Source organism: Comamonas testosteroni ATCC 11996 (assembly GCF_000241525.1).
GTDB classification, from domain to species: domain Bacteria; phylum Pseudomonadota; class Gammaproteobacteria; order Burkholderiales; family Burkholderiaceae_C; genus Comamonas; species Comamonas testosteroni.
In genome coordinates, this window is record NZ_AHIL01000043.1 from 359,263 (window position 1) to 380,595 (window position 21,333).

The 21,333-nt window shown below is 63.2% G+C and carries 20 protein-coding genes; 10 read left to right on the plus strand and 10 right to left on the minus strand.

Annotated elements, in window-relative coordinates; all coding sequences use genetic code 11:
* Nucleotides 1-35 precede the first annotated feature (35 nt).
* The 5 genes from CTATCC11996_RS20025 to CTATCC11996_RS20045 are packed head-to-tail and all read right to left on the minus strand — an operon-like array spanning nucleotide 36 to nucleotide 5,162.
* Nucleotides 36-1,034 carry an ABC transporter substrate-binding protein gene (locus tag CTATCC11996_RS20025; protein ID WP_003079702.1) on the minus strand — a complete coding sequence of 333 codons (999 nt, stop codon included), beginning with the start codon at nucleotides 1,032-1,034 and terminating at the stop codon, nucleotides 36-38.
* A 22-nt stretch (nucleotides 1,035-1,056) separates the two neighbouring features.
* Complete coding sequence (locus CTATCC11996_RS20030; RefSeq protein ID WP_003079704.1) at nucleotides 1,057-1,845, minus strand: ABC transporter permease; 789 nt, start codon at nucleotides 1,843-1,845, stop codon at nucleotides 1,057-1,059.
* Nucleotides 1,842-2,615, minus strand: a complete 774-nt coding sequence (locus CTATCC11996_RS20035; RefSeq protein ID WP_034349718.1) for an ABC transporter ATP-binding protein — start codon at nucleotides 2,613-2,615, stop codon at nucleotides 1,842-1,844. Before CTATCC11996_RS20035 ends, CTATCC11996_RS20030 begins: the two co-directional genes overlap by 4 nt.
* Nucleotides 2,605-4,071: an acyl-CoA reductase gene (locus tag CTATCC11996_RS20040; RefSeq protein WP_003079708.1), complete on the minus strand. Its 1,467-nt coding sequence runs from the start codon at nucleotides 4,069-4,071 to the stop codon at nucleotides 2,605-2,607. Before CTATCC11996_RS20040 ends, CTATCC11996_RS20035 begins: the two co-directional genes overlap by 11 nt.
* On the minus strand, nucleotides 4,068-5,162 hold the full coding sequence (locus CTATCC11996_RS20045) for a LuxE/PaaK family acyltransferase (protein WP_003079712.1): 1,095 nt from the start codon (nucleotides 5,160-5,162) through the stop codon (nucleotides 4,068-4,070). The genes CTATCC11996_RS20040 and CTATCC11996_RS20045 overlap by 4 nt, the downstream gene beginning before the upstream one ends.
* A gap of 472 nt (nucleotides 5,163-5,634) precedes the next feature.
* On the opposite strand from CTATCC11996_RS20045, the gene CTATCC11996_RS20050 reads away from it, so the two are divergent.
* The gene (locus CTATCC11996_RS20050) at nucleotides 5,635-7,791 is read left to right on the plus strand and encodes a TonB-dependent receptor family protein (RefSeq protein WP_003079714.1); all 2,157 of its coding nucleotides are present in this window, start codon (nucleotides 5,635-5,637) and stop codon (nucleotides 7,789-7,791) included.
* Between the two features lie 410 nt (nucleotides 7,792-8,201).
* Here CTATCC11996_RS20050 and CTATCC11996_RS26385 read toward each other — a convergent pair whose 3' ends face one another.
* A complete protein-coding gene (locus CTATCC11996_RS26385) occupies nucleotides 8,202-8,414 on the minus strand; it encodes a hypothetical protein (RefSeq protein WP_034349723.1) in 213 nt (70 codons plus the stop codon).
* Here CTATCC11996_RS26385 and CTATCC11996_RS20060 point away from each other — a divergent pair.
* Genes CTATCC11996_RS20060 through CTATCC11996_RS20085 form a run of 6 tightly spaced genes read left to right on the plus strand, consistent with a single transcriptional unit; the run spans nucleotide 8,413 to nucleotide 13,828 of the window.
* Nucleotides 8,413-9,162 (plus strand): energy-coupling factor ABC transporter ATP-binding protein, encoded by a 750-nt coding sequence (locus tag CTATCC11996_RS20060; protein ID WP_003079717.1) that lies wholly within the window; start codon nucleotides 8,413-8,415, stop codon nucleotides 9,160-9,162. The genes CTATCC11996_RS26385 and CTATCC11996_RS20060 overlap by 2 nt on opposite strands.
* Complete coding sequence (locus tag CTATCC11996_RS20065; RefSeq protein WP_003079720.1) at nucleotides 9,155-9,748, plus strand: energy-coupling factor transporter transmembrane component T family protein; 594 nt, start codon at nucleotides 9,155-9,157, stop codon at nucleotides 9,746-9,748. The genes CTATCC11996_RS20060 and CTATCC11996_RS20065 overlap by 8 nt, the downstream gene beginning before the upstream one ends.
* A gap of 10 nt (nucleotides 9,749-9,758) precedes the next feature.
* Nucleotides 9,759-10,352 carry a biotin transporter BioY gene (locus CTATCC11996_RS20070; RefSeq protein WP_003079721.1) on the plus strand — a complete coding sequence of 198 codons (594 nt, stop codon included), beginning with the start codon at nucleotides 9,759-9,761 and terminating at the stop codon, nucleotides 10,350-10,352.
* Entirely contained in the window at nucleotides 10,349-11,860 is a 1,512-nt protein-coding gene (locus CTATCC11996_RS20075; protein ID WP_003079723.1) for an AMP-binding protein, read from the plus strand. Before CTATCC11996_RS20070 ends, CTATCC11996_RS20075 begins: the two co-directional genes overlap by 4 nt.
* 5 nt (nucleotides 11,861-11,865) lie before the next feature.
* Nucleotides 11,866-13,089: an acetyl-CoA C-acyltransferase gene (locus CTATCC11996_RS20080; protein WP_003079726.1), complete on the plus strand. Its 1,224-nt coding sequence runs from the start codon at nucleotides 11,866-11,868 to the stop codon at nucleotides 13,087-13,089.
* 25 nt (nucleotides 13,090-13,114) lie between these two features.
* The gene (locus tag CTATCC11996_RS20085; RefSeq protein ID WP_034349727.1) at nucleotides 13,115-13,828 is read left to right on the plus strand and encodes a nitroreductase; all 714 of its coding nucleotides are present in this window, start codon (nucleotides 13,115-13,117) and stop codon (nucleotides 13,826-13,828) included.
* Between the two features lie 253 nt (nucleotides 13,829-14,081).
* On the opposite strand, the gene CTATCC11996_RS20090 is transcribed toward CTATCC11996_RS20085, so the two are convergent.
* The 4 genes from CTATCC11996_RS20090 to CTATCC11996_RS20105 form a co-directional block, all read right to left on the minus strand.
* Nucleotides 14,082-14,882, minus strand: a complete 801-nt coding sequence (locus CTATCC11996_RS20090; RefSeq protein WP_003079731.1) for a MetQ/NlpA family ABC transporter substrate-binding protein — start codon at nucleotides 14,880-14,882, stop codon at nucleotides 14,082-14,084.
* A gap of 203 nt (nucleotides 14,883-15,085) precedes the next feature.
* On the minus strand, nucleotides 15,086-15,391 hold the full coding sequence (locus tag CTATCC11996_RS20095) for a single stranded DNA-binding domain-containing protein (RefSeq protein WP_003070059.1): 306 nt from the start codon (nucleotides 15,389-15,391) through the stop codon (nucleotides 15,086-15,088).
* A 144-nt stretch (nucleotides 15,392-15,535) separates the two neighbouring features.
* Entirely contained in the window at nucleotides 15,536-16,201 is a 666-nt protein-coding gene (locus CTATCC11996_RS20100) for a methionine ABC transporter permease (RefSeq protein ID WP_003055731.1), read from the minus strand.
* Nucleotides 16,202-16,206: 5 nt separating this feature from the next.
* Nucleotides 16,207-17,253: a methionine ABC transporter ATP-binding protein gene (locus tag CTATCC11996_RS20105; protein ID WP_003079733.1), complete on the minus strand. Its 1,047-nt coding sequence runs from the start codon at nucleotides 17,251-17,253 to the stop codon at nucleotides 16,207-16,209.
* 328 nt (nucleotides 17,254-17,581) lie between these two features.
* Here CTATCC11996_RS20105 and CTATCC11996_RS20110 point away from each other — a divergent pair, with 328 nt between their 5' ends.
* The 3 genes from CTATCC11996_RS20110 to CTATCC11996_RS20120 all read left to right on the plus strand — a co-directional run bounded on the left by CTATCC11996_RS20110 (nucleotide 17,582) and on the right by CTATCC11996_RS20120 (nucleotide 21,319).
* A complete protein-coding gene (locus tag CTATCC11996_RS20110) occupies nucleotides 17,582-17,992 on the plus strand; it encodes a hypothetical protein (protein ID WP_034349731.1) in 411 nt (136 codons plus the stop codon).
* 420 nt (nucleotides 17,993-18,412) lie between these two features.
* Nucleotides 18,413-19,798, plus strand: coding sequence for a DUF1329 domain-containing protein (locus CTATCC11996_RS20115; protein WP_003079737.1), 1,386 nt, complete (start codon nucleotides 18,413-18,415; stop codon nucleotides 19,796-19,798).
* A 123-nt stretch (nucleotides 19,799-19,921) separates the two neighbouring features.
* Nucleotides 19,922-21,319: a DUF1254 domain-containing protein gene (locus tag CTATCC11996_RS20120; RefSeq protein WP_003079739.1), complete on the plus strand. Its 1,398-nt coding sequence runs from the start codon at nucleotides 19,922-19,924 to the stop codon at nucleotides 21,317-21,319.
* Nucleotides 21,320-21,333: the final 14 nt, after the last annotated feature.

A 21,333-nucleotide genomic window follows, 5' to 3' on the forward strand; every position in this document is an offset into this window, starting at 1 on the left:
GCTGGCCGCCCAGGTAACACGCCTCAGGGGGAGATTTACAGCGGCACAACCACATCCGCCACCTTGATCTGTCGCTGCACCATGCCCAGCGCACGATAGGCATCGGCGCCTTTTTGCAGCGCGGCCATATCGAAGCTGCCCAGCGGCTGACCCTGGACTGCCGGCATGGAAGAGGCGTTACGCAGGCGGATCACATCCAGATTGATATCGCGACGCGTACCGTCGATGGCATATTTGCTGGCCAGCACCGAGGCTTCCTCGGGATTCGCCATCATCCAGGCAGCGCTTTCGCGGTAGCCCTTGACGAATGCCTTGAGCAAGTCCTTCTTCTGCTGGAACACTTCCTCGCGCACCACAAACATGTCGCTGGACATATTGAGGTGGTCGCTGACCTGCATCACATTGACCTCGCCTATGCCCTTGCGCAGCCCCACCGCCAGGCCTGTATCCGTGGCGGCAGTCGCATCAACCTGCCCTTGCATCAGGGGCGCAAAGTTCAGCAGGCCGGTCACGACAATGCTGACATCCGACTCCTTGAGGCCGGCCTGATGCAGCATCACCAGCAGGTTCTGGCGCGTTCCGCTGGCAAGGCTGTAGACACCGATCTTCTTGCCCTTGAGGTCTGCCGGCTTGCGAATGCCCGAGGACTTGAGCGAGACCACGTTGAACACGTTCTGCGGATAGATGTCGTAGATCGCCACCAGCTTCTCGCCCTTGTCCAGAGCCATGAAGAAGGAGCCGGGGTCGGTAAACGCCACGTCGGCCTGGCCGCTGAGGATATTGCGGATCGCATCGCCGCCGCCCGCGCCGGGCAGATAGGCCAGTTCCACGCCATTCGCCTTGAAGAAGCCTTTTTCGGGCTCGACCAGAATATTGGTGATCTCGCTGATGGGCTTGCTCCAGCCGGCCAGGCGAATCTTGCCCTGCAGGGGAACCGCCATGCTGGTGCCGGTCATGGCAAGGCCGCTCAGGCCTGCACAGGCGCCGAGCAGGCTGCGGCGAGAGATGAACGAAGTCTGGTTGCTGTTGTGCATGACAAATGGTTTGAAGATGCAGTCAGGCCCGGTTGCCCGACTGCGAGGTTGAAAAGTGATGGGAGCGCAGCAAATAGCGCTCCAGAACAAGACAGGCCTGATACAGCAGCAGCCCCATGGCGGCAATCAGCACCAGCGCCGCAAACATCAGCGTGGTGTCCATCATTCCCTGGGCTGCAATGACCACTGCCCCCAGGCCCTGGCTGGCGCCCATGAACTCGGCCACCACGGCGCCGACCAGCGCCAGCACCACGGCCACGCGCAGCCCGGCCAGAATCGCGGGCAGCCCCGTCGGCAGTTTCAGGCGCAGCAAGGTCTGCAGACGTGTAGCGCCCAGCATGCGAAACAGCTGCAGGCGCTGAGCATCCACCTGCCGCAGGCCCGTCAATGTGTTTTCCATCAACGGAAAAAAGCAGATCAGCGCCGTGATCAGCACCGTTGGCAACATGCCGAAGCCGAACCACAGCACAAACAATGGCGCCAGGGCCAGCTTGGGCACGACCTGGCTGACCACCACATAGGGCTTGAGCACGCGCTCCAGCAGTTCAGACTCGGCCAGTGCCATGCCGGCCAGCAGGCCCACGGCGCTGCCTATGAGTAGGCCCAGCAGCAAGGCCTGCAAGGTCGCCCAGAGATGCGGCCAGAAATAGCCGGATGCCAGACCCGAGCACAGCGACAGCGCCACTGCCGAGGGCGCAGGCAACACCAGCGCCGACAAGCCAAATTGCCTCGCAGCCAGCTCCCATATTGAAAGAACGGCTATCAAAAGCAAGGCAGACAGCCAATGTGTCTTGCTCAGCAAGCTGCTCATGCGCCCCCCCGGTCCATCGAGGTGCGCACCCGGGCGCAGTAGTCGTTGAACGCCGCACCATGGCGCATGCTTTGCTGACGCGGCTGCGGCAGCTCTATCGACCAGTCGTCCACGATGCGGCCCCCATGCATGAGTGCAATGCGGTCGCCCAGATAGACGGCCTCGTTGATGTCGTGGGTAACAAACAGCACCGTCGTTCCATGCCTATGGCAGGTGCGCAGCAAGTCGTCCTGCAGCTCGGAGCGTGTGATGGCATCCAGCGCCGCAAAAGGCTCGTCGAGCAGCAGCAGCGGCGGCTCCAGGATCAGGGCTCGCGCCAGAGCCACGCGACTTTGTTGTCCGCCCGAGAGCTGGCCCGGGTAAAGCCGTGAATGGGTGGCAAGACCCAGTTGCTCCAGCAACTGCATGGCCGCCTGTTGATCTTGCTGTGTGGGTTTGCGCTGCAGCGACACGGGCAGCAGCACGTTATCGATCACCGTATGCCAGTCCAGCAGTGTCGGTGCCTGGAACATGAAGCCCAGCTGCGGCCCCGGCGCTGCCAGTTCGCTGCCGCGCAGCAAGACATGCCCCGACTGAGGCCTGAGCAGGCCTGCCGCCAGCTTGAGCAGCGTGGTCTTGCCGCAGCCGCTGCGCCCCAGCAGGCAGTGAAACTCTCCGGCCCCGACCTGCCAGTCCACGCCATCCACCACGGGCACTCGTCCCGGGTAGCTGAATCGGGCCTGTTTGAACTCCATGAATGCCACGGCTGTATCCACTCCCTCAGTCCGCATAAGAGGCCAGCGGCTGGGCCGCCAGTTCTGCCGACTGCTCGATCTCCGTCATGCGCACCAGATCCAGCAGGTTGAAGCGCCCGTCATGGTGCCAACCCGCCTCGGGCATGCTCATGGAGCCGATGGCGCTGATACGCGTGACGCCAGCCGCACCCAGCAGCCCGGCCAGGCGGTACAGCTCTTCGGGGCCGGCCGCAATGCCGGCGGTCTGCAGATAGTCGCGCTGAGCGGCCACCACGGGCAGCACGGCATCGAGCCGGTCCACGGCCACCACGGCAATCGTGCGGTACAGCGCGGTCGGTGCCAGAGGCTGAAGACTCTCGCTGTAGGCAACGCTCCAGGGTGCATCCACAGGCCCCAGCAGCTGATGAGCTTCGCCGCCCCACTCCATGTTCTGCTGCCAGCGGGCCAGCGCCGCCCCTTCTTCAAGATCCAGCTCGCGGCGTGCAAAACGTCGCTGCAGATTGGCAAGCTCGGCCGCCAGATAGTCGGCAAAAGCACGCGGCGAAACCGGCGCCCCACGCTGCACATAGAACACATGGGGCGAATAGCAGCCCTGCTGGTCGTAGCGCATCACGTCCCAGGCTGCCTGCCTTGCCATGGCCGGAGCCTTGAGCGTATCCAGCGCCTGGGCCCCGATCAGGCCAAAGCCCAGCTTGTGGCCATGGGGCAAAAAGCGCGTCGTCACGGGCAGACGACGGCGCAGTGCATCCAGCGTCTGATTGCCGCCATAGGCCAGCACCGTATCGGCCTGGGCATAGAGCGCGTCGGCCTCCTCCCCGCCTGCACCGCGCCACCACACCACGGCCAGGCAATCGGCCAGCGGCGGGTGAACCTCGGCCAGCAGGCGTGCAAACCATCCCGCAAACAAGGGCTCGGCACTGGCCAGCTTGCCAATCGCAGGGGCCTTGACCAGCAAGCCACAGACCAGACTCCACAGCGACAGCGCAGGCACGTTGCCCGCCCAGCTATGCACCAGCAGATCCGGGCCGAAAGCACGTACGGCGCCGCCCTTGGCTGCCGGTTGAAAGCCATCGAGCACCGCCGGGTTGGCAAAATCCTCGGCCACAAAGCGCTTGAGCTGCGCTGCACGAAAGGTCTTGAAAAATCCTGTCAGCCCCAGCCGCACCATATCGGCGTCATAGCCGCTGACCACGGGCAGCCAGGCTTCGGCCTGCTGGCGGTAGATGTCGTTACGGTCCAGCAGGCGAGCCATCGCACGATCGACGGCATCGATGATCTCGGCCACCGGCATGGGACGCAGATGGATGGCCGCAGCTGTACGCACACGACAGGCCAGTGCCTGCATCTGCGGCGCCGTCAGCACGGGAACGCAGACTTCCAGCACCTGGCCGTTCCGAGACTTGAAGTCCAGCGTCTGCCACTGCACTTCATCGTCGTTCAGGCCTGGCAGATAGCCAGCCCTGATGCGCTGTAGCTTGCGCTGCTCGTTCATGCGCCGGCAGCTTTCACAAACTCTTCAACCGCCAGCGAGCAGCCCTTGGCTGCGGCCCCTTCGGCCCGTCCAAGCAGCAAAAAGCCGTCTTTTTCCTGCGGGCCGGCCCACAGGCCCACATCCTCGGTCAGGATGGTGGTCACCGCGTTGTAGTTGGCCAGATCGCAATGCACCAGAATGCCGCGCTCACCAGCGGCCACGTCCCTGCCGGTGATCGGCTCGACCAGACGCGAGCGAATCCAGTGCGGGCCGGACTTGACCGAAGGCAGCACCGCATTGCCATCGTCATAGAACTGGGTGCTCAGCTCCGTCATGCCATACATATTGATGCACAGACTGCGCGGCACGCCCAGCAACTGGGAAAGCTCGGCATAGAACTGCTCAAGCGGCAGCTCGCGCGACTGCCCCTTGTAGCCGCCCGTATCCAGCACGCGGCTGCCTGCGGGCAGGCGGAAGCTGCGGCCCTGCGCACGCAGGGCATCCATCACATGGACCAGGCTGAAGCTCGCGCCCAGCAGGGCAAAGGGCTGGCCGCTGCGCTCTGACTCCTCCAGCGCGGCGCACAGGGCCGGCATGTCCAGCCCTTCCGAGTTCAGGTAGTAGCGGCTGCCGGCCGAGCCGAATTCGGAGCGGGCAAGTGCCAAATAGTGGGCCAGCGAGGAATTGGGCATGGCCTGCTCATCGGGAAACAGAATGCCCATGGGCATGCGCTCCAGCCCCTGCATGAAACGCCTGGAGAAATAGCGCTTCATGGACAGGTCGTAGACATCGAGCTGCGGATGGAAATGACGTCCACGTGCGGCGCGGCCCGTGGTGCCACTGGTCATGAATACGCGCTCGGCGGGCGATGGCGGCTCGCTGCGCAGCTCCATCGCCTTGAAGGCATCGATGGGCACAGCAGGGACATCGCGCCAGCTCCTGACATTGCGCAGCGTGGCGCCGCGTCGCTGGCAAAAGCTGCGAAACGGCGCATTGCATTCGTACTGGTAGGCGAAAAGGCGCAGGGCGAATTGATTGAACTGGTCGTCGGTGCAGTCATCCATTGCGATGAAAGCAAGCAGATCGGCGACCAGCGAAGCGGCCTTGTCCATGAAATTCCTTCGAGAGCGGGGACGTCATGCTCCGAAGGCTTGCTGACCATGCGAGAACGCACTGCCCTGAGGTCAGCTTGCAAGCTCTTCTTCCGCCGGTATGAACCGGGTCAAGTTCGCGGGTGTAGATCTCAGCACTGGTGTGCACCCCGGAGCGCGGCGCCATCTTACCCCAACGGCATCGCTGCAAGGGGCCGGAGCTGGCGCATGAAAGTCGCGTCACTTGTAACCTGGGGTAAGGCTCCAGCACGCGCAAGAAGGACATCCAGGGCAAAAACATCAAAACACTGCTGCCCAAATACAATCGACCCAGCACCGCAAGCTGCCTGAGACGCAACCTGCCGCTGCGCCGACAATGGCGCAGGTACGACATGCCTGAAAGCGCGGCATGGCGCGGCGATGGACGGCGTCAGCAGAGCTTGCAAGCCATCCAGGGCACTGAACGCCCGCCCCAAGCCCCAGAGATATTCACATGCATTTTTCGCGCCTTTGTCATCTGGCAGGCTGGCCTGTGGCCGCCGCCGGACTGCTGCTGACGGCACAGTCCGCAACAGCCCAGCAAGCCGCCGCCCAACCGGACCTGCCCCAGTTGTCCGAAGTCACCGTGCGCAGCACCTTGCAGGAGTCCGCGCTTGAGCAGACCCCGGCCTCCGTCACCGTGCTCGACGGCGAACGCATGCGCGAGCGCAATCTGCAGGTCAATCTCTCGGAGTCCCTGAGCGCAGCTCCGGGACTGCAGCTGCAGAACCGCCAGAACTATGCGCAAGACCTGCAGCTGTCGATTCGCGGCTTTGGCGCGCGCTCCACCTTCGGTGTGCGCGGCATACAGATCTATGTGGACGGCATCCCCTCCACCATGCCCGACGGCCAGGGTCAGACCAACAATATCGATATCGCCTCGCTGGAGCGCGTGGAAGTGCTGCGCGGCCCCTACTCTGCGCTCTATGGCAACGCCTCTGGCGGCGTGATCAATGCCTATACCGAACGCGGCGAGGGCGCGCCCTCGGTGGAAAGCAGCTTTGCACTGGGCAGCGACGGGCAGAAGCGTCTGGGCCTCAAGGCCAAGGGCGAAGCCAACGGGATTGGCTATGTGCTCAGCGCCAGCCGTTTTCTCACCGACGGCTACCGAGCCCAGAGCGCAGCGGACAAAAACCTGTTCAACGCCCGTATCGATGTCAAGCCCGACGAATACAGCCAGCTGACCCTGGTGGCCAACCACGTGGGCATCGATGCAAAGGACCCCGGCGGCATAGAGCCAGCGAACTGGGCCAAGAATCCGCAGATGACCACGCCAAATGCGCTGACATACAACTCGCGCAAAAGCGTGAAACAGACCCAGGCCGGCCTGACCTACGAGCGCGAGCTTGGCGCAGGCCAGGCGCTGCGCCTCATGGCCTATGCCGGTCAGCGCGAAATGATGCAGTTCCAGTCCATCCCGTCGGCATCTCAAACTGTCACAAAACCAGAAAATGAAGGAAACCGGTACAGAGGCGGGGTGATCGGCCTCAGGCGCGACTATGGCGGCATCGATGCGCGCTGGAGCGGCAAGTACGAGCTGGGCAGCGGCAGCCTGAGCCTGATTGCCGGCCTGTCCGCCAATACCGTCAGGGAAGACCGCCAGGGCTACAAGAACTTTGTGGGCAACCAGCTGGGCGTGGTCGGCGAGCTGGTGCGCGACGAGCGCAACACCCTCACCAGCGTTGACCCCTATCTGCAAGCTTCCTGGGCCTTTGCGCCGCGCTGGAAGCTCGATGCCGGCCTGCGCTGGAGCAATGTGCAGTTCCAGTCGCGCGACCATTTCCTGGCCGACAAGGACGATAGCGGCAATGCCGGATTCCACAAGCTGCTGCCGGTTGTTTCACTGCAGCACGAGCTCAATCAGGACACCAATGTCTATGCCTCACTGGGTCGCGGCATGGAAACACCTACCTTCAACGAGATCTCGTACCGCCCCGATCTGATGGGAGGCCTGAACATCGGCCTCAAGCCCGCAGTATCGACCAGTGCCGAGCTGGGCATCAAGCAACGCTTCAATGTGGCCGGACTGCGCGGCGACTGGTCTGCCGCGCTGTTCCAGACCCAGACCGACAATGAAATCGTGGTGGCCAGCAACGACAACGGCCGCACCTCCTATCAGAACGCAGGCAAAACACGCCGCCGCGGCATGGAGCTGAGCGGCAGCACCTGGCTGATGCCCCAATTGCGCCTGAACGGCGCGCTGACCATGCTCGACGCCAGCCTGCGCAGCGGCTATTGCGACAGCACAGGCAAGGACTGCATTCCCGCCGGCAACCGCATTGCTGGCACGGCCAGACATCTGGGCTACCTGGGGCTGGAATGGCTTCCCGCCACCGACTGGCGTGTGGGCCTGGACTGGCGTCATGTGGGCCGCATTGCCGCCGACGACAAAAACCAGGTCTATGCCCCCAGCTACGACGTGGCCAGCCTGAGCGTGGGCTACACCCGGCGCCTGGGTGCCTGGAAGCTCAGTGCTTTTGCCCGCATCGACAATCTGGCGGACAAGAACTATGTGGGCTCGGTCATCGTCAACGAAGGCAACGGACGTTATTACGAGCCGGCCCCGGGACGTCAATGGATGACTGGTGCCAGCCTCAGCTATCAGTTCTAGTTAGGTCATCCGCGTTGCCGGACAGCCAAAAAGCGGGCCCAGAGCCCGCTTTTTTTATATCCGGACGGCTCAAAAGCGATTTCTTCAGAAAAATTTTGGTGCTTGCAAACTGCCTGTCTGAGCCCGAAAACTGCCAATCTCGCGCCGGCTTGACTGCCTAAAGGCAGACGCCTGCAACAGGCTTGCGCTCATCAGCCATGCAAGCCGCGTCAAAACATGGCTATCCACGGCCAATCTCATGAATCTTCACGCCAGCGCTCATGCAGATTGAGCGAAGTTAGCCTCTGAAGTCGGCAAGAACAGCACACAGAAATTCTTCACTCTGCAACACGCTGCTATCAGGCGTGCAACAGCCACGAAATGCGGGACAAACGACAACGACCGCCAGCCCAAAGTAAAGAAATCATTTCTTATAGGAAATTCACATAAAAAGAGCTCAGATGGCAGTCTTTTGAAAGCAAATTCACAGCGCTAGAATCCGCCACCAACGCTGCCTCGTATGTTTGAAGCCGGGGCACGGTTTCAGATTCGTCCCCGTATGTCAGCCCTTTTCGTTTCTTGCCATCCACATTCCAGCCCGGCGCCTTGCAGCCCTGCCCTTGCCGCAGCAGGAGCTGGCGCATGAGCGGCGGTTTGCAGATCCCGGCCCCGCAAGGCGTGCAGTTGGTCGACATACGGCTGCAGCGTGGCCAGACCCAGGTGTTTGACGGCCTGAACCTGGCCCTGACGCAAAAGCGCATCGGCGTGATCGGCAACAACGGCGCGGGCAAATCGAGCCTGTTCCGCCTGCTTTGCGGACTTGAGCTGCCCCAGGCCGGACAGGTACTGGTGGATGGCATGCCCTTGCTGCAAGCGCGCCAGCACAAGCCCGGCCTGATCGGCCTGATGTTCCAGAACCCGGACGACCAGATCATCTTCCCCACTGTGGAGGAAGAACTGGCCCTGGGCCTGCGCCCCCAGGGCCTGAACAAGCAGCAGGCCAGAGCCAGGGCACGCGAGCTGCTGGCCGCGCGCGGTCTGGCCCACTGGGCCGAGCGGGCCGTTGGCAGCCTTAGCCAGGGCCAGCGCCAGCAGGTGTGCTGGCTCTCGCTGCTGATTGCCGCGCCCCAGTTGCTGCTGCTGGACGAGCCCTTCGCCAGCCTGGACCTGCCCGGTCAGGCCCGCCTGGCCCAGGATATCGCTGCCGCGCCGCAACAGGTGCTGGTCTCCACCCATGTGCTCGACCATGTGCGCGACTTTGAGCGCGTGATCTGGCTGGAGCAAGGCCGGCTGCGCGGCGACGGAGCGGGCCGCGACATCTGCAGCGCCTACGAGGCCTCAGTGCGGGAGCAGTTGCTGAAGAAAAACGCGCACGGAGACCTGCATGGGTAGTCTCTACAGCGAAGTTGCGACCTGGCTGCATCGCTGGTCGGCCGGCCTCAAGCTCTTGCTGCTGGCAGTTTTCGGCACGCTATTGTTCTTGATGACCGACCCCTGGGTGCAGGCGGGCTGCGGCGTGGCTTGCCTGGTTCTCTGGATCTCGCTGGGTCAGGCCACGCAGGTGGCGCGCCGGCTGATGCGCTCGGTTATCGTCGCGGCGCTGCTGGTGGCGGGCTTTCATGTCTTCATGGGCAACCCTGTGCTGGCAGCCCTCAGCAGTCTGCGGCTGGTCTGCGCCTCGACTCTGGGCATTGCGCTGACCATCACCACGCGCCCCAGCGATCTGGTCGAGGTGCTGGAATGGCTGCTGGCCCCGCTGGCCCGCCTGGGCATCCCCACCGAGCGCGTGGCCATGCAGCTTGCACTCATGCTGCGCTTTACCGAACATTTCTTTGTGCAATGGACAAAGCTGGACGAGGCATACCGCCTGCGCACCGGCAAAAGCGGCGGCCTGCGCCTGATTGCACCGCTGACGATTCATATGCTGCAGGCCACGCGCCGTGTAGCCGACGCCCTCTGGGCAAGACTGGGTTTCTAGGAGAGCATTGATGACTACCACCCCCTCTCACACCGTATCGCGCGGCGGCGCACGCTCCATGGCTCAGGTATCTCTGTTCGCCGCACTGATGGCCGTGATGGGCCTGATTCCCAAGATCGACCTGCCGTTCGGCGTGCCCATCACCATCCAGTCGCTGGGCGTGATGCTGGCAGGCGTCATGCTCGGGCCCTGGCGCGGCCTGCAGTCCATGGCGCTGTTTCTCGCGGCCGTGGCCGTGGGCCTTCCCCTGTTGTCTGGCGGCCGCGGCGGCATCGGCGTCTTCATGGCGCCTTCTGCCGGCTATCTGATCGGCTATATGCTGGCCGCCGCCGTGACCGGCGCCATCATGGCCGCCCTGCCGCAAAGCACGCCACGTCGCACGGCGCTGAGCGCCTTCATCGCCTCCTTGATCGGCGGCCTGCTGTGCCTGCATGCCTTTGGCGTGCTGGGCCTGATGCTGGTCGCCAAGATGAGCCTGAGTCAGGCCTTTGCCGTGACGCTGGCCTTTGTGCCCGGCGACTTCATCAAATGCATTCTCTGCGCCATCATCGTCCACACCGTGGCGCGCGGAATGCCTGACTGGCGCTTTGGCGGTCGCCGGTGAACGCGCTGTCCGCTGCAGCGCCGCTGCAGGGCTTCTGGCAGCTGGTTCACGGCCCGCTGGCCCATTGGGCGCAGCACCGGCCCGATGTGGTGGCCCTGCAAAGCGAGGCCGATTCCTGGACCTTTGGCCGGCTGCATGCCGAGGTCGAGCAGCGCTCGGCACGCCTGGTGGCGCAACGCGCGCCGCACATGCTGCTGCTGGATGCCAGCCGCTCCACGCTGGAGCGACTGGTGGATTTTCTGGCCGTGATCCACAGCGGCCGCTGCGCAGCTGTCGCCGACCCCGACTGGCAACCGGCTGTGCGCCAGCGCATTGAAAGCTGGCTGCCCAAGCAGCCCTGCGAACTGGAATCGGCAGCACCGACGGCAGCCTTCTATACAGGCTTTACCTCGGGCAGCACCGGCCTGCCCAAGGGCTTCAAGCGCCACCATCTGTCGTGGACGGAGAGCTTTCGCGTCGGGCTGCAGGATTTCGGCCCTGTCGTCGCCCAGCGCACGCTGGCGCCGGGGCGCATCTCGCACTCGCTGTTTCTGTTCGGGGCCATGCAAGGCATCTGGTATGGCTGCGGCGCCGTCATGCAGGAGAAGTTCTCGGCCTCGCGCTGTCTCACAACCCTGGCGCGTGGCGATACCCCCTGCCTCATCGCCGTGCCCAGCCAGTTGCTGCTGATGCTGCAATGGGCGGAGCATCGACAACTCGCACCGATTCCCGAGGTCGAACTGATCACCATCAGCGGCGCGCGCTGGATGCGCTCCCACACGCCGGCGCTGCGTGCCCTGTTCCCCCGGGCTCGCATCATCGAGTTCTATGGCGCCTCCGAGGCCAGTTTTGTGGCCTGGATGGATGCCGACGAAGCCAGCGGCCCGCAGGCCGTGGGCAGGCCATTCAGCAATGTCGAGTTATCCATTCGCCCCACCGGCAGCGATGCCGCCGAGAATGCGCTGGCCGAGCATGGCACCCGCCACGCCAGCGACGGCCTGATCTATATCCGCAGTCCCATGCTGTTCATGGACTATGTGGGCGATGCCCATGACGCCACGGCCGTGCTGCGCGATGGCGACTGGCTGTCCGTGCGCGACATGGGCCATATCGACGAACGCGGCATGCTGTGCCTGGCAGGCCGCCAGAGCCGCATGATCGTCACCCAGGGCAAGAACCTGTTTCCCGAGGAAGTGGAGAACCTGCTGGCCAGCCACCCGGCCATTGCCCAGGTCTCGCTGCACGGCCAGGCCGATGCGCTGCGCGGCCTGCAGGTACACGCGGTGCTGCAATGGAGGCCGCAGACCGAGGCGCCTTCGGCCCTGGAGCTGAACCAGTGGCTGCGCGAGCGCACCGAAGCCTTCAAGGTGCCGCGCCAGTGGTGGATCTGCGAGCACTGGCCACAGACAGCCAGCGGCAAGACCGATCACGGCCAGCTGGCCCAGGCCCTGCGCGCCCGGATGACAGCGCCGGCCGATGCTGGCATATCCCCTGCCCAGCTCCCCGCATTGCGGCCGTGGCAGAGTTGAGGCCCATGCCAAGCAAGACCCCCATCATTGCCTGGGCCCGCAGCCCGGTGGCTCCGATCGGCTCGGCCCTGGCCCGGCTCAGTCCCCATGAACTGGGCCGGCCGCTGCTGCTGTCACTGCTGCAGCAAAGCGGCTTGCCGGCCCATGCCGTGGACGCGGTCGTCATCGGCAACGCCCTGGGCGCCGGCGGCAACCCGGCGCGCATGCTGGCACTGGCCGCCGGCCTGCCCGACAATTGCGCCGCACACACCATCGATACCCAGTGCTGCTCGGGCCTGGATGCCGTGGCCATGGCCGTGGGTCTGCTGCAATCAGGGCAGGCCGAGGTGGTGATTGCCGGCGGCATCGAGGCCTGGAGCCGCGCCCCCATTCGCCAGACCCGCCCGCTACACCCCGGCGAGCAACCCCAGGGCTACGAGCGCCCGCCATTTGCCCCCGATCCCGAGCGCGACCCCGATATGCTGCAGTCGGCAGCCGACTACGCGCTCGCGCATGGCTTCAGCCGCAGCCAGCAGGAGCACTATGCGCTGCTGAGCCACAGCCGGGCCCTGGCCGCCCAGGCGCAGCTCGCCCCCGAAATCGTGCCCGTGGCAGGGCTTGCGGCAGACGCCTATCCGCGCGCCCTCCAGCCCGGGCGTGCCGCGCGCATGCCGGTGGTGGCTCGGGGCAGCCATGAGGGTTCGAGTGCCGACGAAATCACCGCCCATGCGCTCAGTACGCTGACCATCTCGGCCAAGGCCGATGGTGCGGCCCTGCTGTTGCTGGCCACGCCCGAGGCCTGCGCCCGCTGGAATCTGCTGCCACGCGCACAATGGCTGGCCAGCGCCAGCGTGGGCGCCGCGCCGGAAACACCGCTGCTTGCCGCGATTGCGGCAGCGCAGATGGCGCTGGCCCGAGGCAGCCATGCGCTGGCCGGGCCGCACAAGCGACAATTGCAGGCCCAGGATCTTTCGGCCATCGAACTGCACGACGCCTTTGCCGTGCAAGGCCTGGCTTTCTGCGCCGCCATGGGCCTTGCGCCCGAGCAGATCAACAGCGCGGGCGGCGGCCTGGCGCGTGGCCACCCGATAGGTGCGTCTGGCGCGATTGCGCTGGTGCGCTGCCTGGCTCAGCTCCAGCTTCAGGCCCGCTCATCGACCACCGGCACTGCGCTCGGTCTGGCGGCCATTGCCGGCGCCGGCGGCATTGGCGCGGCAACCCTGGTGCAATGGCTGCAAGCCACCCCCTGAATTCATTTTTGATAGCTACTACCCCATGTCCAGCAAAGGCTCAACTGCTACAACACTTGAAAGCATCGACTTGCCGGCAGGCATGGCGCTGATGCAGCAACGCCGCTCCACACGTGCTTTCCTGCCCGATGCCGTGCCTGATGCGCTGCTGCAGCAGCTGCTGCTGACGGCGCGCCAGGCGCCCAGCGGCGGCAATCTGCAGCCAGGCCAGCTGATCGCGGTGCGTGGCAAGCTGCGCGAGCAACTGACGGCCGCCCTGCTGCAGGACGTCGAAAGCCAGGTGCCCGAATGCGAGGACTACACCTACTTTCCGCGCCCCATGCCCATGCAGCTGCGCAAGCGCCAGGTGGCTTCGGCCCAGGCACTTTACGGTGCCCTGGGCGTGGCGCGCGACGACCGCGCCGGGCGCGAAGCGCAGTTTGCGCGCAACTACCGCTTCTTCGATGCACCCGTGGCGCTGGTCGTCACCATCGACTCCCATTACGGCCCCGGTGGCTACATGGATCTGGGCATGACGCTCTACGGCCTTCAACTGGCAGCCGCCGCCATGGGCCTGGGCAGCTGCGCCATCGGCGCCCTGGCCTCGTACCCGGCCACCGTGCGCCGCGTGCTGGGCCTGGCCGAGAGCAAACACATCGTCTGCGGCCTGGCCCTGGGCTGGGCCGACGACTCAGCCCCCGTCAACCAGACACGCACGAACCGTGCCCCTATCGCCGAGTGGTTTCAGACGCTTGAATAAATGAGCAGCTAGCGCAATCCCACAATAGATTTCAAGCAACTTTCTATCTAAGATTCAATATAAACAAGCGCCATAAGCTATCAAATAAAGAGCAATAAAAAAGCGCTGCAAGTGCAGCGCTTAGTTAAATGCCTCAGAAACAGGCATACCCCAGCAAAGAGACAGCAAGCAAGAGCCGCCTCGCAGCGAGGCTGTCGTTCCCCTTGGGGGCGCCCGGCCAGGGGAAGGCACGAAGCGCCTCAGGGGGGAGTCATCAGAACGCCGGGAAGACCGAGCCCTTGAACTCCTTGTCGATGAACTGGCGCACCTCATCGGAGTGATAGGACTTGATCAGCTGGGCGACCCAGGGCTGATTCTTGTCGGCATCGCGCACCACCATGATGTTCACATAGGGGTTCTTGGCCGACTCCAGCGCAATCGCATCCTTCTTGGGGTTCAGACCAGCCGAGATCGCGAAATTGGTGTTGACGGTGGAGGCATCCAGATCGTCCAGCGAACGTGGCAACTGGGCCGCATCCAGCTCGACGAACTTGAGCTTCTTGGGGTTGGAGACCACATCCAGGGGCGTCGCCTTCAGGCCCGCGCCCTCCTTGAGCTTGATCAGACCCTGGGTCTGCAGCAGCAGCAGCGCGCGGCCACCATTGGTGGGGTCGTTGGGGAGGCCGAACTTGGCGCCGGTGGGGAGCTCGGACAAGGCCTTGATCTTCTTGGAGTAGATGCCGATGGGGAAATTCACCGTGTCGGCCACCCAGCTGATCTTGTAGCCGCGATCCTTGATCTGAGCATCCAGATAGGGGCGGTGCTGGTAGCTGTTGGCATCCAGATCGCCGGCGGCCAGTGCCGCATTGGGCTGGACATAGTCGCCGAACTCGATGACCTTGAGGTTCAGGCCGTTCTTGGCAGCAACCTTTTTGACCACTTCCATGATCTGCGCGTGAGGACCGGCGGTCACGCCGATCTTGATGGTCTTGTCCTGGGCCTGGGCGGCAAAGCCCAGGGTGGCCGCAGCAGCCACGGCCAATGTGGTGCGCAAAAGCGAGCGCTTGTTCAACATGCAGATTCCTTGTGCCAAAGATTGAGAGTGGCTAAGACTGTAGCGTCAGTTTCATGTGCCAGCGCGCTGTTTCTTAGACAGATTGCTCAGATGCAAACTACAGATTGGCAATACAAGCCGCAACGGCTTGCATGCGACAACCCAAGCGCCCACAAAAAAGCCCGCTCCTTCACGGTGGCGGGCTTGTCTGCATGCGCAGGCTGTCAAAGATCGGACATCGTGGGTGCTGCCAGCACCTGCTGGGCCACCACGTCAAGCACAGCATGGGACTCGTCTTGCCTGTCGATCCAGACCTTGGGCGTGAAGCTGCCACGCAAGGCAATCGCATCGCCTTCGGAGAGACTGCGCAGCACGGCGCAAGGTGCATTGTCAAAAGCGACGATATTCACGGGAATCGAGGAGCCGTCGCCGGCATTGGCTCGCATGCGAGCCACCATATAGGGGCGGCGGTTGCGGTCTACGCGACTCTCGGGGATGCCGGTCAGTCGGCCGGTAATCAAACCATCCATCATTTGCTGTTATCTACCCAGAAAAAATCATGGCCGCCCTTGAGCAAGAGCGGCCTTTCAAAAAATTTTGAACCTGCATTTTAGGGCGGCACCTGTTTCCAGGCAGCAGCCCTTTTCTTAATTTTTTGTAATGTACGGCACGGCTCAGCGATGGCTCAGACGGCGCACGGCCCAGTCGCCCAGGCTTTGAATGGCTTGCACAAAGAAGATCAGGATGATCACCACAACCAGCATCACATCGGGCAGGAAGCGCTGGTAGCCGTAGCGAATACCCAGGTCGCCCAGGCCACCGCCGCCAATGGCGCCCGCCATGGCCGAGTAGCCGGTCAGGCTGACGAAGCTGATGGTCAGACCTGCGACGATGCCAGGCAGCGCCTCGGGCAGCAGCACCTTCCAGACGATCTGGCCGGTGGTCGCGCCCATGGACTGGGCCGCTTCGATCAGGCCGCCATCAACTTCACGCAAGGCGGTCTCCACCAGACGGGCCACAAAAGGCGCCGCCGCAATCGTCAACGGCACCACGGCCGCCCAGGTGCCGATGGAAGAGCCCGTGATCAGACGCGTCAGCGGAATGATGGCCACCAGCAAGATGATGAATGGGGTCGAGCGCAGCGCATTCACGATCCAGCCAACAACCTTGTTGGCCGGGCCGTTCTGCAAGATGCCGCCATGGTCGGTCAGGCGCAGGAAGACGCCCAGCGGAATACCGATCAGACCGCCGATCAGGCCCGAGATGCCGACCATGATCAGCGTCTCCCAGAAGGAATCCAGCAGCAGCTGGAGCATCATTTCCGAAAAATTCTCAAACATCGCTCTCAATCCTTGCTGGACACGATCTGCACTTGCACACCGCTGGCGCGCAGGTGCTCCACGGCCGCGTCAATCTTGGCGGCCTCGCCGCTGGCGTACACTGCCAGCGAGCCAAAGGTCTGCTCCTGGATCTCATCGATCTGCCCGTGCAGAATCGACAGATCCAGACCCAGCTCGCGAATCAGGTGCGAGAGAATCGGCTGATAGGCGCTCTCACCCGCATAGGACAGACGCAACAACTGGCCTTGCTGGCCGGGCTGCAGCTGAGCGGCCAGCTGGTTCACGCGGGTCATCACCGACTCGGGCAGTTGCTGGGGCACGATCTCGTCGATCAGGCTCTTGGTGATCGTCTTCTGAGGGCGGGTGAAGACATCGATCACGGCCCCCAGCTCGGCGATCTCGCCACCGTCGATCACGGCCACGCGGTCGGCAATCTGCTTGATCACCAGCATCTGGTGGGTGATCAGCACCACGGTCACGCCCAGCTCGCGATTGACCTTGCGCAGCAGATCCAGAATGGAACGCGTGGTTTCGGGATCCAGTGCCGAAGTGGCTTCGTCGCTGAGCAGGACCTTGGGGTTGCTGGCCAGCGCCCGGGCAATGCCCACGCGCTGCTTCTGCCCGCCGGAAATCTGGGCCGGATAGCGGTCGGCCAGATGATCCAGGCCCACCAGCTCCAGCAGCGGCGTCACGCGCTGGTAAATCTCGTCCTTGGAAATACCGGCCAGCTCCAGCGGCAGGGCCACGTTGTCATACACGGTACGCGAGGACAGCAGATTGAAGTGCTGGAACACCATGCCGATGTCGCGGCGCGCGGCGCGCAGCTCGCCATCGGACAGCTGCATGAGGTCGCGTCCGTTGACGATGACCTTGCCTTCCGTGGGGCGGTTGAGCAGATTCAGGCAGCGCACCAGCGAGCTTTTGCCCGCGCCGGAGCGGCCGATGATGCCGAACACCTCGCCCGAAGCGATTTCCAGATTGATGCCGCGCAAGGCGTGCACAGGGCCCTTGGGGCCTTTGTATGTCAGGGATAAATCCCGAATTTCTATCATGAAAAATATTGCGTATCACGCATGAAAAATGCGCTTAACGCTATCAAAAGTGATTATTCCCATCCCAGCTGCAGCGCTGCCGGGCAGCGGGCAATGCAGGCTTTCGTTCTGGTAGATGCCGGCAGATCAAGCCAGCCTACTTTTAGTAGTAACCCTCAATAATGCCTGAGTCTAGGCAAACCTGAGAGCAACTGGGACAAGTGAATTCACTTATGGCGCCGCCAGCACGCCATCAAACGCAGGCCTTGCCCGGGCCTGCCCCCACTGGCGGCACGGCCTTGCAGGCCTTAGCATGCTTGCATCTGCCTCTGGTTTTCTCTGCCGCCCTATGCAGCCGCCCCCCCCGCCCATCCGTGTTGAATGCCCACCCGGCGCCTGCGACTGCCGGCGTCAGCAGTTGCTGAGCACGCCGGACGCGGATCTGCGCATCCTGCAGCTCACGCGCGAGGAAGAGAAAAAGCTGCTGCAGCGCCTGGAGAGCATCAGCAGCCTGGTCGATCTAGAGCATATGCAGCAGCGCATTCACGCGCTCTTGGGCCTGGAGATACGTATCACCCCCGGCAACAACGAGGTGCGCACCATGCGCGGCATCCAGATTGAGCTCGGCGACCTGCCGGGTCTATGCCGCAAAACGCGCCAGAGCATTCCTGCAGCCATCCGCAAGGGGATGGAGCGCAGGCCCGAGATTGCCTGGGCTCTGCTGGATGCGCATGACCTGTTTGGCATGCCCGGCAGCTGAGCCAAGCACCGGCAACGCCCGGCAGAAACGTAGACACTTCACCACCTGATCCTTCAGACACCGGTAGTCCTTGCGGTCTACGTCGCCCTGCCCATGGCGGCCTTTCGCTTTCAAAAGCAATACGCCCGATACCCCTCAAGCGCATTTTCATCTTGGTTTTCCCTAGGTCACCTACCACAGGTTTTCCCTTGCTTGCCCGAGTCGGCGCGGGGCTGGAGCGGCAGTCTGTCTCTGTGGTGACTTCGCTAGGCGTTAGTGGCTAGTCCAAACGAGCGATGGCGAGCCGCAAAGCTCGCTTGAACATTGAAATCGTCAACAGGCGTCAAGTCAGCGACTAGCTGACCTGGACTAGACCTTGGCCCGATTCGCGGGCAGATCGATAGTGCAAATGCTGCACACATACATCTTTGAGGATTCGTGATGGAAAGCAACCTGAGCTACCGCGCCCTGATCGCGCTGACCGTGACCGGCGTCATGGCTGGTGCTGCCACCGCCAAAGGCAGCCCCGAAGAAATTGAAAAGCTGGGCAAGTCCTTGACCTGCATCGGCGCCGAAAAGGCAGGCACCGCCAGCGGCGTGCCCGAATACACGGGCAAGTGGCTGGGAACGCCACCTGGAATTCAGTACACGCCGCACGTGGGTCAGCACCCAGTGGACCCTTATGCCAATGAAAAGCCCCTGTTCTCCATCACGGCCGAGAATGCGGCCAAGTACGCCGCCAATCTGACCGAGGGCCAGAAGGCCATGTTTGCGCGCTACCCCAAGACCTTCAGCATTCCCGTGTATCCGGGCCATCGCGACTTCCGCTATCCGGACTTTGCCTGTGCCTCGGCCAAAGCCAATGCGCAGAACGCCGTGATCAACGCAGACGGAATGGGCGCCGACAACGCGGTCAAGGGTGCCATACCGTTTCCCTTCCCCAAGACCGGCATGGAGCTGGCCTTCAACAACCTGTTTCCGCTGCGCGCGTTCACCGAACACACACTGCGTGACAACGCCTATGTGATGCAGGATGGCTCCACCGTCTTCGGCCGTGCCGACAACCGCAACATGAGCCTGCTGCACTCCCCCGAGCAGGCCGGCAAGCCGCTGGAAGGCACCATGGCCCAGGGCATGAATGCGGTCCAGCTGCCCGAGCGTGAGAAAGGCGGGGTCAGCGTCAGCCGGGAGCCAGTCAACTTCAGCAAGGACAAGCGCCTGGGCTGGAGCTATGACCCGGGCACACGCCGGGTGCGCCAGATTCCCGAGTACGGCTTTGACCAGCCCATGGGAGGCGGCGTGGGCGCCAAGATGACGATTGACTCCGACCGTCTCTTCAATGGCTCGCCCGAGCGCTACAACTGGAAGAATCTGGGCAAGAAGGAAATCTACATTCCCGCCAACGCGTACAAGATTCACGCCAATACCGTGAAGTACGCCGACCTGCTCAAGCCCGGCCATGCCAACCCCGAATACATGCGCTACGAACTGCGCCGCGTCTGGGTGCTGGAAGCCACGCTCAAGGAAGGCTATCGCCATCTCTATGGCAAGCGCGTGCTTTTCCTTGACGAAGACACCGGCCACGCCGTAATGAGCGACTTCTACGATGCACGTGGCAACCTGTGGCAGCAAGGCCTCATCAATTACTACTACGCGTTCGACTCCAACGCCTGGCATGCGGGCACGGCCTTCTACCACGACCTGATCGGCGGCGGCTACGTGGCCTACAACCTGTTCCAGGAACGCCCCAAGGGCCCCGTGCTCAACAAGGGAGACATGACCCCCTCCATGTTCACCCCTGAAGCCACACGCAACGCCGGCACCTGAGCGGCTTGTTCCCCATGAGCGGCCAGCACACGCGGTATGCGGTGCTCGCCGCAGAAAAGGCCGGGCCGGGATGGAAAAAGCCAACGGCCTCGGTCATCACCACAACAACACCATCTCAATCACATGTCAAAGTTGAATCGCGCCGGGCTGCGCGCCATGGCAGCTGCTGCATTGGGCCTTTGCCTGGGCATGACCCATGCCCAGACATCCGTAGCCACCGAAGACCAGGCACTGGACAGCCTGATCCGCGAGGCCATGCTCTACGCCTACCCCTATCAGGAATTCATGAAAATGCGACATGAAGCCCTGGAGGTCAAGGACTCGCCCACCGCCACCACGCTCAACCACTTCCGCCACTCGCGCCACCTGGCCACGCCCAAGGACCGCTGGGCCAACGGCCCGATTCGCGACACCTTCTACTCCACGGCCTGGCTGGATCTCGAAAAGTCTCCGCTGGTGCTGTCCCTGCCCGAAACCCATGGCCGCTACTACGTGATCGCCATGATTGGCGCAGACCTCAACACCTTCTCCTACGTGGGCCGGCGCATTGGCGGCACCACGGCACGCAAGGTAGCCCTGGTCGGCCCGCGCTGGAGCGGCAAGATCCCACAGGTCGACCAGATCGTGCGCGCGCCTACGCGGGACGTCTATCTGAATCTGCGCGTGCTGGTCACCGGTGAAGATGACCTCAAGAGCGCCCATGCAGTACAGGATGGGTTTCGCATGGAGCCTGTGCACAAGAACCACGAAGAAAATCCAAAAATCAAGCCGCAAGCCCAGGACTGGAGCCGCTTTGTCGATGTGAGCAATGAGGCCCTGGTGCGCAACCCACCGCCCGGCACAGAGCAACCTCTGCTGCAACGCTTTGCCAGCGTGGGCATCTGCGGCAAGGCCTGCAGCTGGGACAAGCTGCCCGAGTCCGTTCAACAGCGCTGGCTGGCTTTGGCACCCGAGATCGAGAAAAGCGAACTCAAAAATCGCCTGAATGCCGACCGCAAGACGACTGACCCTGGACACAGAAACGGCTGGACCCCCTATCGCCTGCCTGACGGCTTTGGCAGCAACTACGCCATGCGTGCCCAGTCGGCAGCCATGTCGGGCGGCATCCTGGGCCTGGAGGCCGCAGAGGCCACCTATTTCGCTGCCAGTGTGGACGGCAACAATCAGGCGCTCGGCAAGGGACAGGCTTACCGCCTGCATCTGCCCCAAGGCCGTCTGCCCTCAGATGCCTTCTGGTCCATCTCTCTTTATGAATTCGTGACCGGAGGCCAGTACATGGTGGACAACCCCATCAACCGCTACTCCATTGGCGACCGCACCAAGGGCATGAAGTTCAACGCCGACGGCAGCCTGGACATCTGGTTGCAGCCCACGGACCCGGGTCCAGAAAAGCGCGCCAACTGGCTGCCCACGCCCGAGAAGAACCTGTTCTACCTGATGGCCCGCGCCTACCAGCCCTGGCCCGAGGTGCTGGACCCTTCGTGGATTCTGGAGCCGGTGCAACGGATCAACGCCCAATGAATGCAGCAATGGCA

What these genes read in the sequence shown, in the direction of transcription:
- CTATCC11996_RS20025 (WP_003079702.1), bottom strand. Translation starts at nt 1,034, where the DNA reads ATGCACAACAGCAACCAGACTTCGTTCATCTCTCGCCGCAGCCTGCTC.
- CTATCC11996_RS20030 (WP_003079704.1), bottom strand. Translation starts at nt 1,845, where the DNA reads ATGAGCAGCTTGCTGAGCAAGACACATTGGCTGTCTGCCTTGCTTTTG.
- CTATCC11996_RS20035 (WP_034349718.1), bottom strand. Translation starts at nt 2,615, where the DNA reads ATGCGGACTGAGGGAGTGGATACAGCCGTGGCATTCATGGAGTTCAAA.
- CTATCC11996_RS20040 (WP_003079708.1), bottom strand. Translation starts at nt 4,071, where the DNA reads ATGAACGAGCAGCGCAAGCTACAGCGCATCAGGGCTGGCTATCTGCCA.
- CTATCC11996_RS20045 (WP_003079712.1), bottom strand. Translation starts at nt 5,162, where the DNA reads ATGGACAAGGCCGCTTCGCTGGTCGCCGATCTGCTTGCTTTCATCGCA.
- CTATCC11996_RS20050 (WP_003079714.1), top strand. Translation starts at nt 5,635, where the DNA reads ATGCATTTTTCGCGCCTTTGTCATCTGGCAGGCTGGCCTGTGGCCGCC.
- CTATCC11996_RS20060 (WP_003079717.1), top strand. Translation starts at nt 8,413, where the DNA reads ATGAGCGGCGGTTTGCAGATCCCGGCCCCGCAAGGCGTGCAGTTGGTC.
- CTATCC11996_RS26385 (WP_034349723.1), bottom strand. Translation starts at nt 8,414, where the DNA reads ATGCGCCAGCTCCTGCTGCGGCAAGGGCAGGGCTGCAAGGCGCCGGGC.
- CTATCC11996_RS20065 (WP_003079720.1), top strand. Translation starts at nt 9,155, where the DNA reads ATGGGTAGTCTCTACAGCGAAGTTGCGACCTGGCTGCATCGCTGGTCG.
- CTATCC11996_RS20070 (WP_003079721.1), top strand. Translation starts at nt 9,759, where the DNA reads ATGACTACCACCCCCTCTCACACCGTATCGCGCGGCGGCGCACGCTCC.
- CTATCC11996_RS20080 (WP_003079726.1), top strand. Translation starts at nt 11,866, where the DNA reads ATGCCAAGCAAGACCCCCATCATTGCCTGGGCCCGCAGCCCGGTGGCT.
- CTATCC11996_RS20085 (WP_034349727.1), top strand. Translation starts at nt 13,115, where the DNA reads ATGTCCAGCAAAGGCTCAACTGCTACAACACTTGAAAGCATCGACTTG.
- CTATCC11996_RS20090 (WP_003079731.1), bottom strand. Translation starts at nt 14,882, where the DNA reads ATGTTGAACAAGCGCTCGCTTTTGCGCACCACATTGGCCGTGGCTGCT.
- CTATCC11996_RS20095 (WP_003070059.1), bottom strand. Translation starts at nt 15,391, where the DNA reads ATGGATGGTTTGATTACCGGCCGACTGACCGGCATCCCCGAGAGTCGC.
- CTATCC11996_RS20100 (WP_003055731.1), bottom strand. Translation starts at nt 16,201, where the DNA reads ATGTTTGAGAATTTTTCGGAAATGATGCTCCAGCTGCTGCTGGATTCC.
- CTATCC11996_RS20105 (WP_003079733.1), bottom strand. Translation starts at nt 17,253, where the DNA reads ATGATAGAAATTCGGGATTTATCCCTGACATACAAAGGCCCCAAGGGC.
- CTATCC11996_RS20110 (WP_034349731.1), top strand. Translation starts at nt 17,582, where the DNA reads ATGCAGCCGCCCCCCCCGCCCATCCGTGTTGAATGCCCACCCGGCGCC.
- CTATCC11996_RS20115 (WP_003079737.1), top strand. Translation starts at nt 18,413, where the DNA reads ATGGAAAGCAACCTGAGCTACCGCGCCCTGATCGCGCTGACCGTGACC.
- CTATCC11996_RS20120 (WP_003079739.1), top strand. Translation starts at nt 19,922, where the DNA reads ATGTCAAAGTTGAATCGCGCCGGGCTGCGCGCCATGGCAGCTGCTGCA.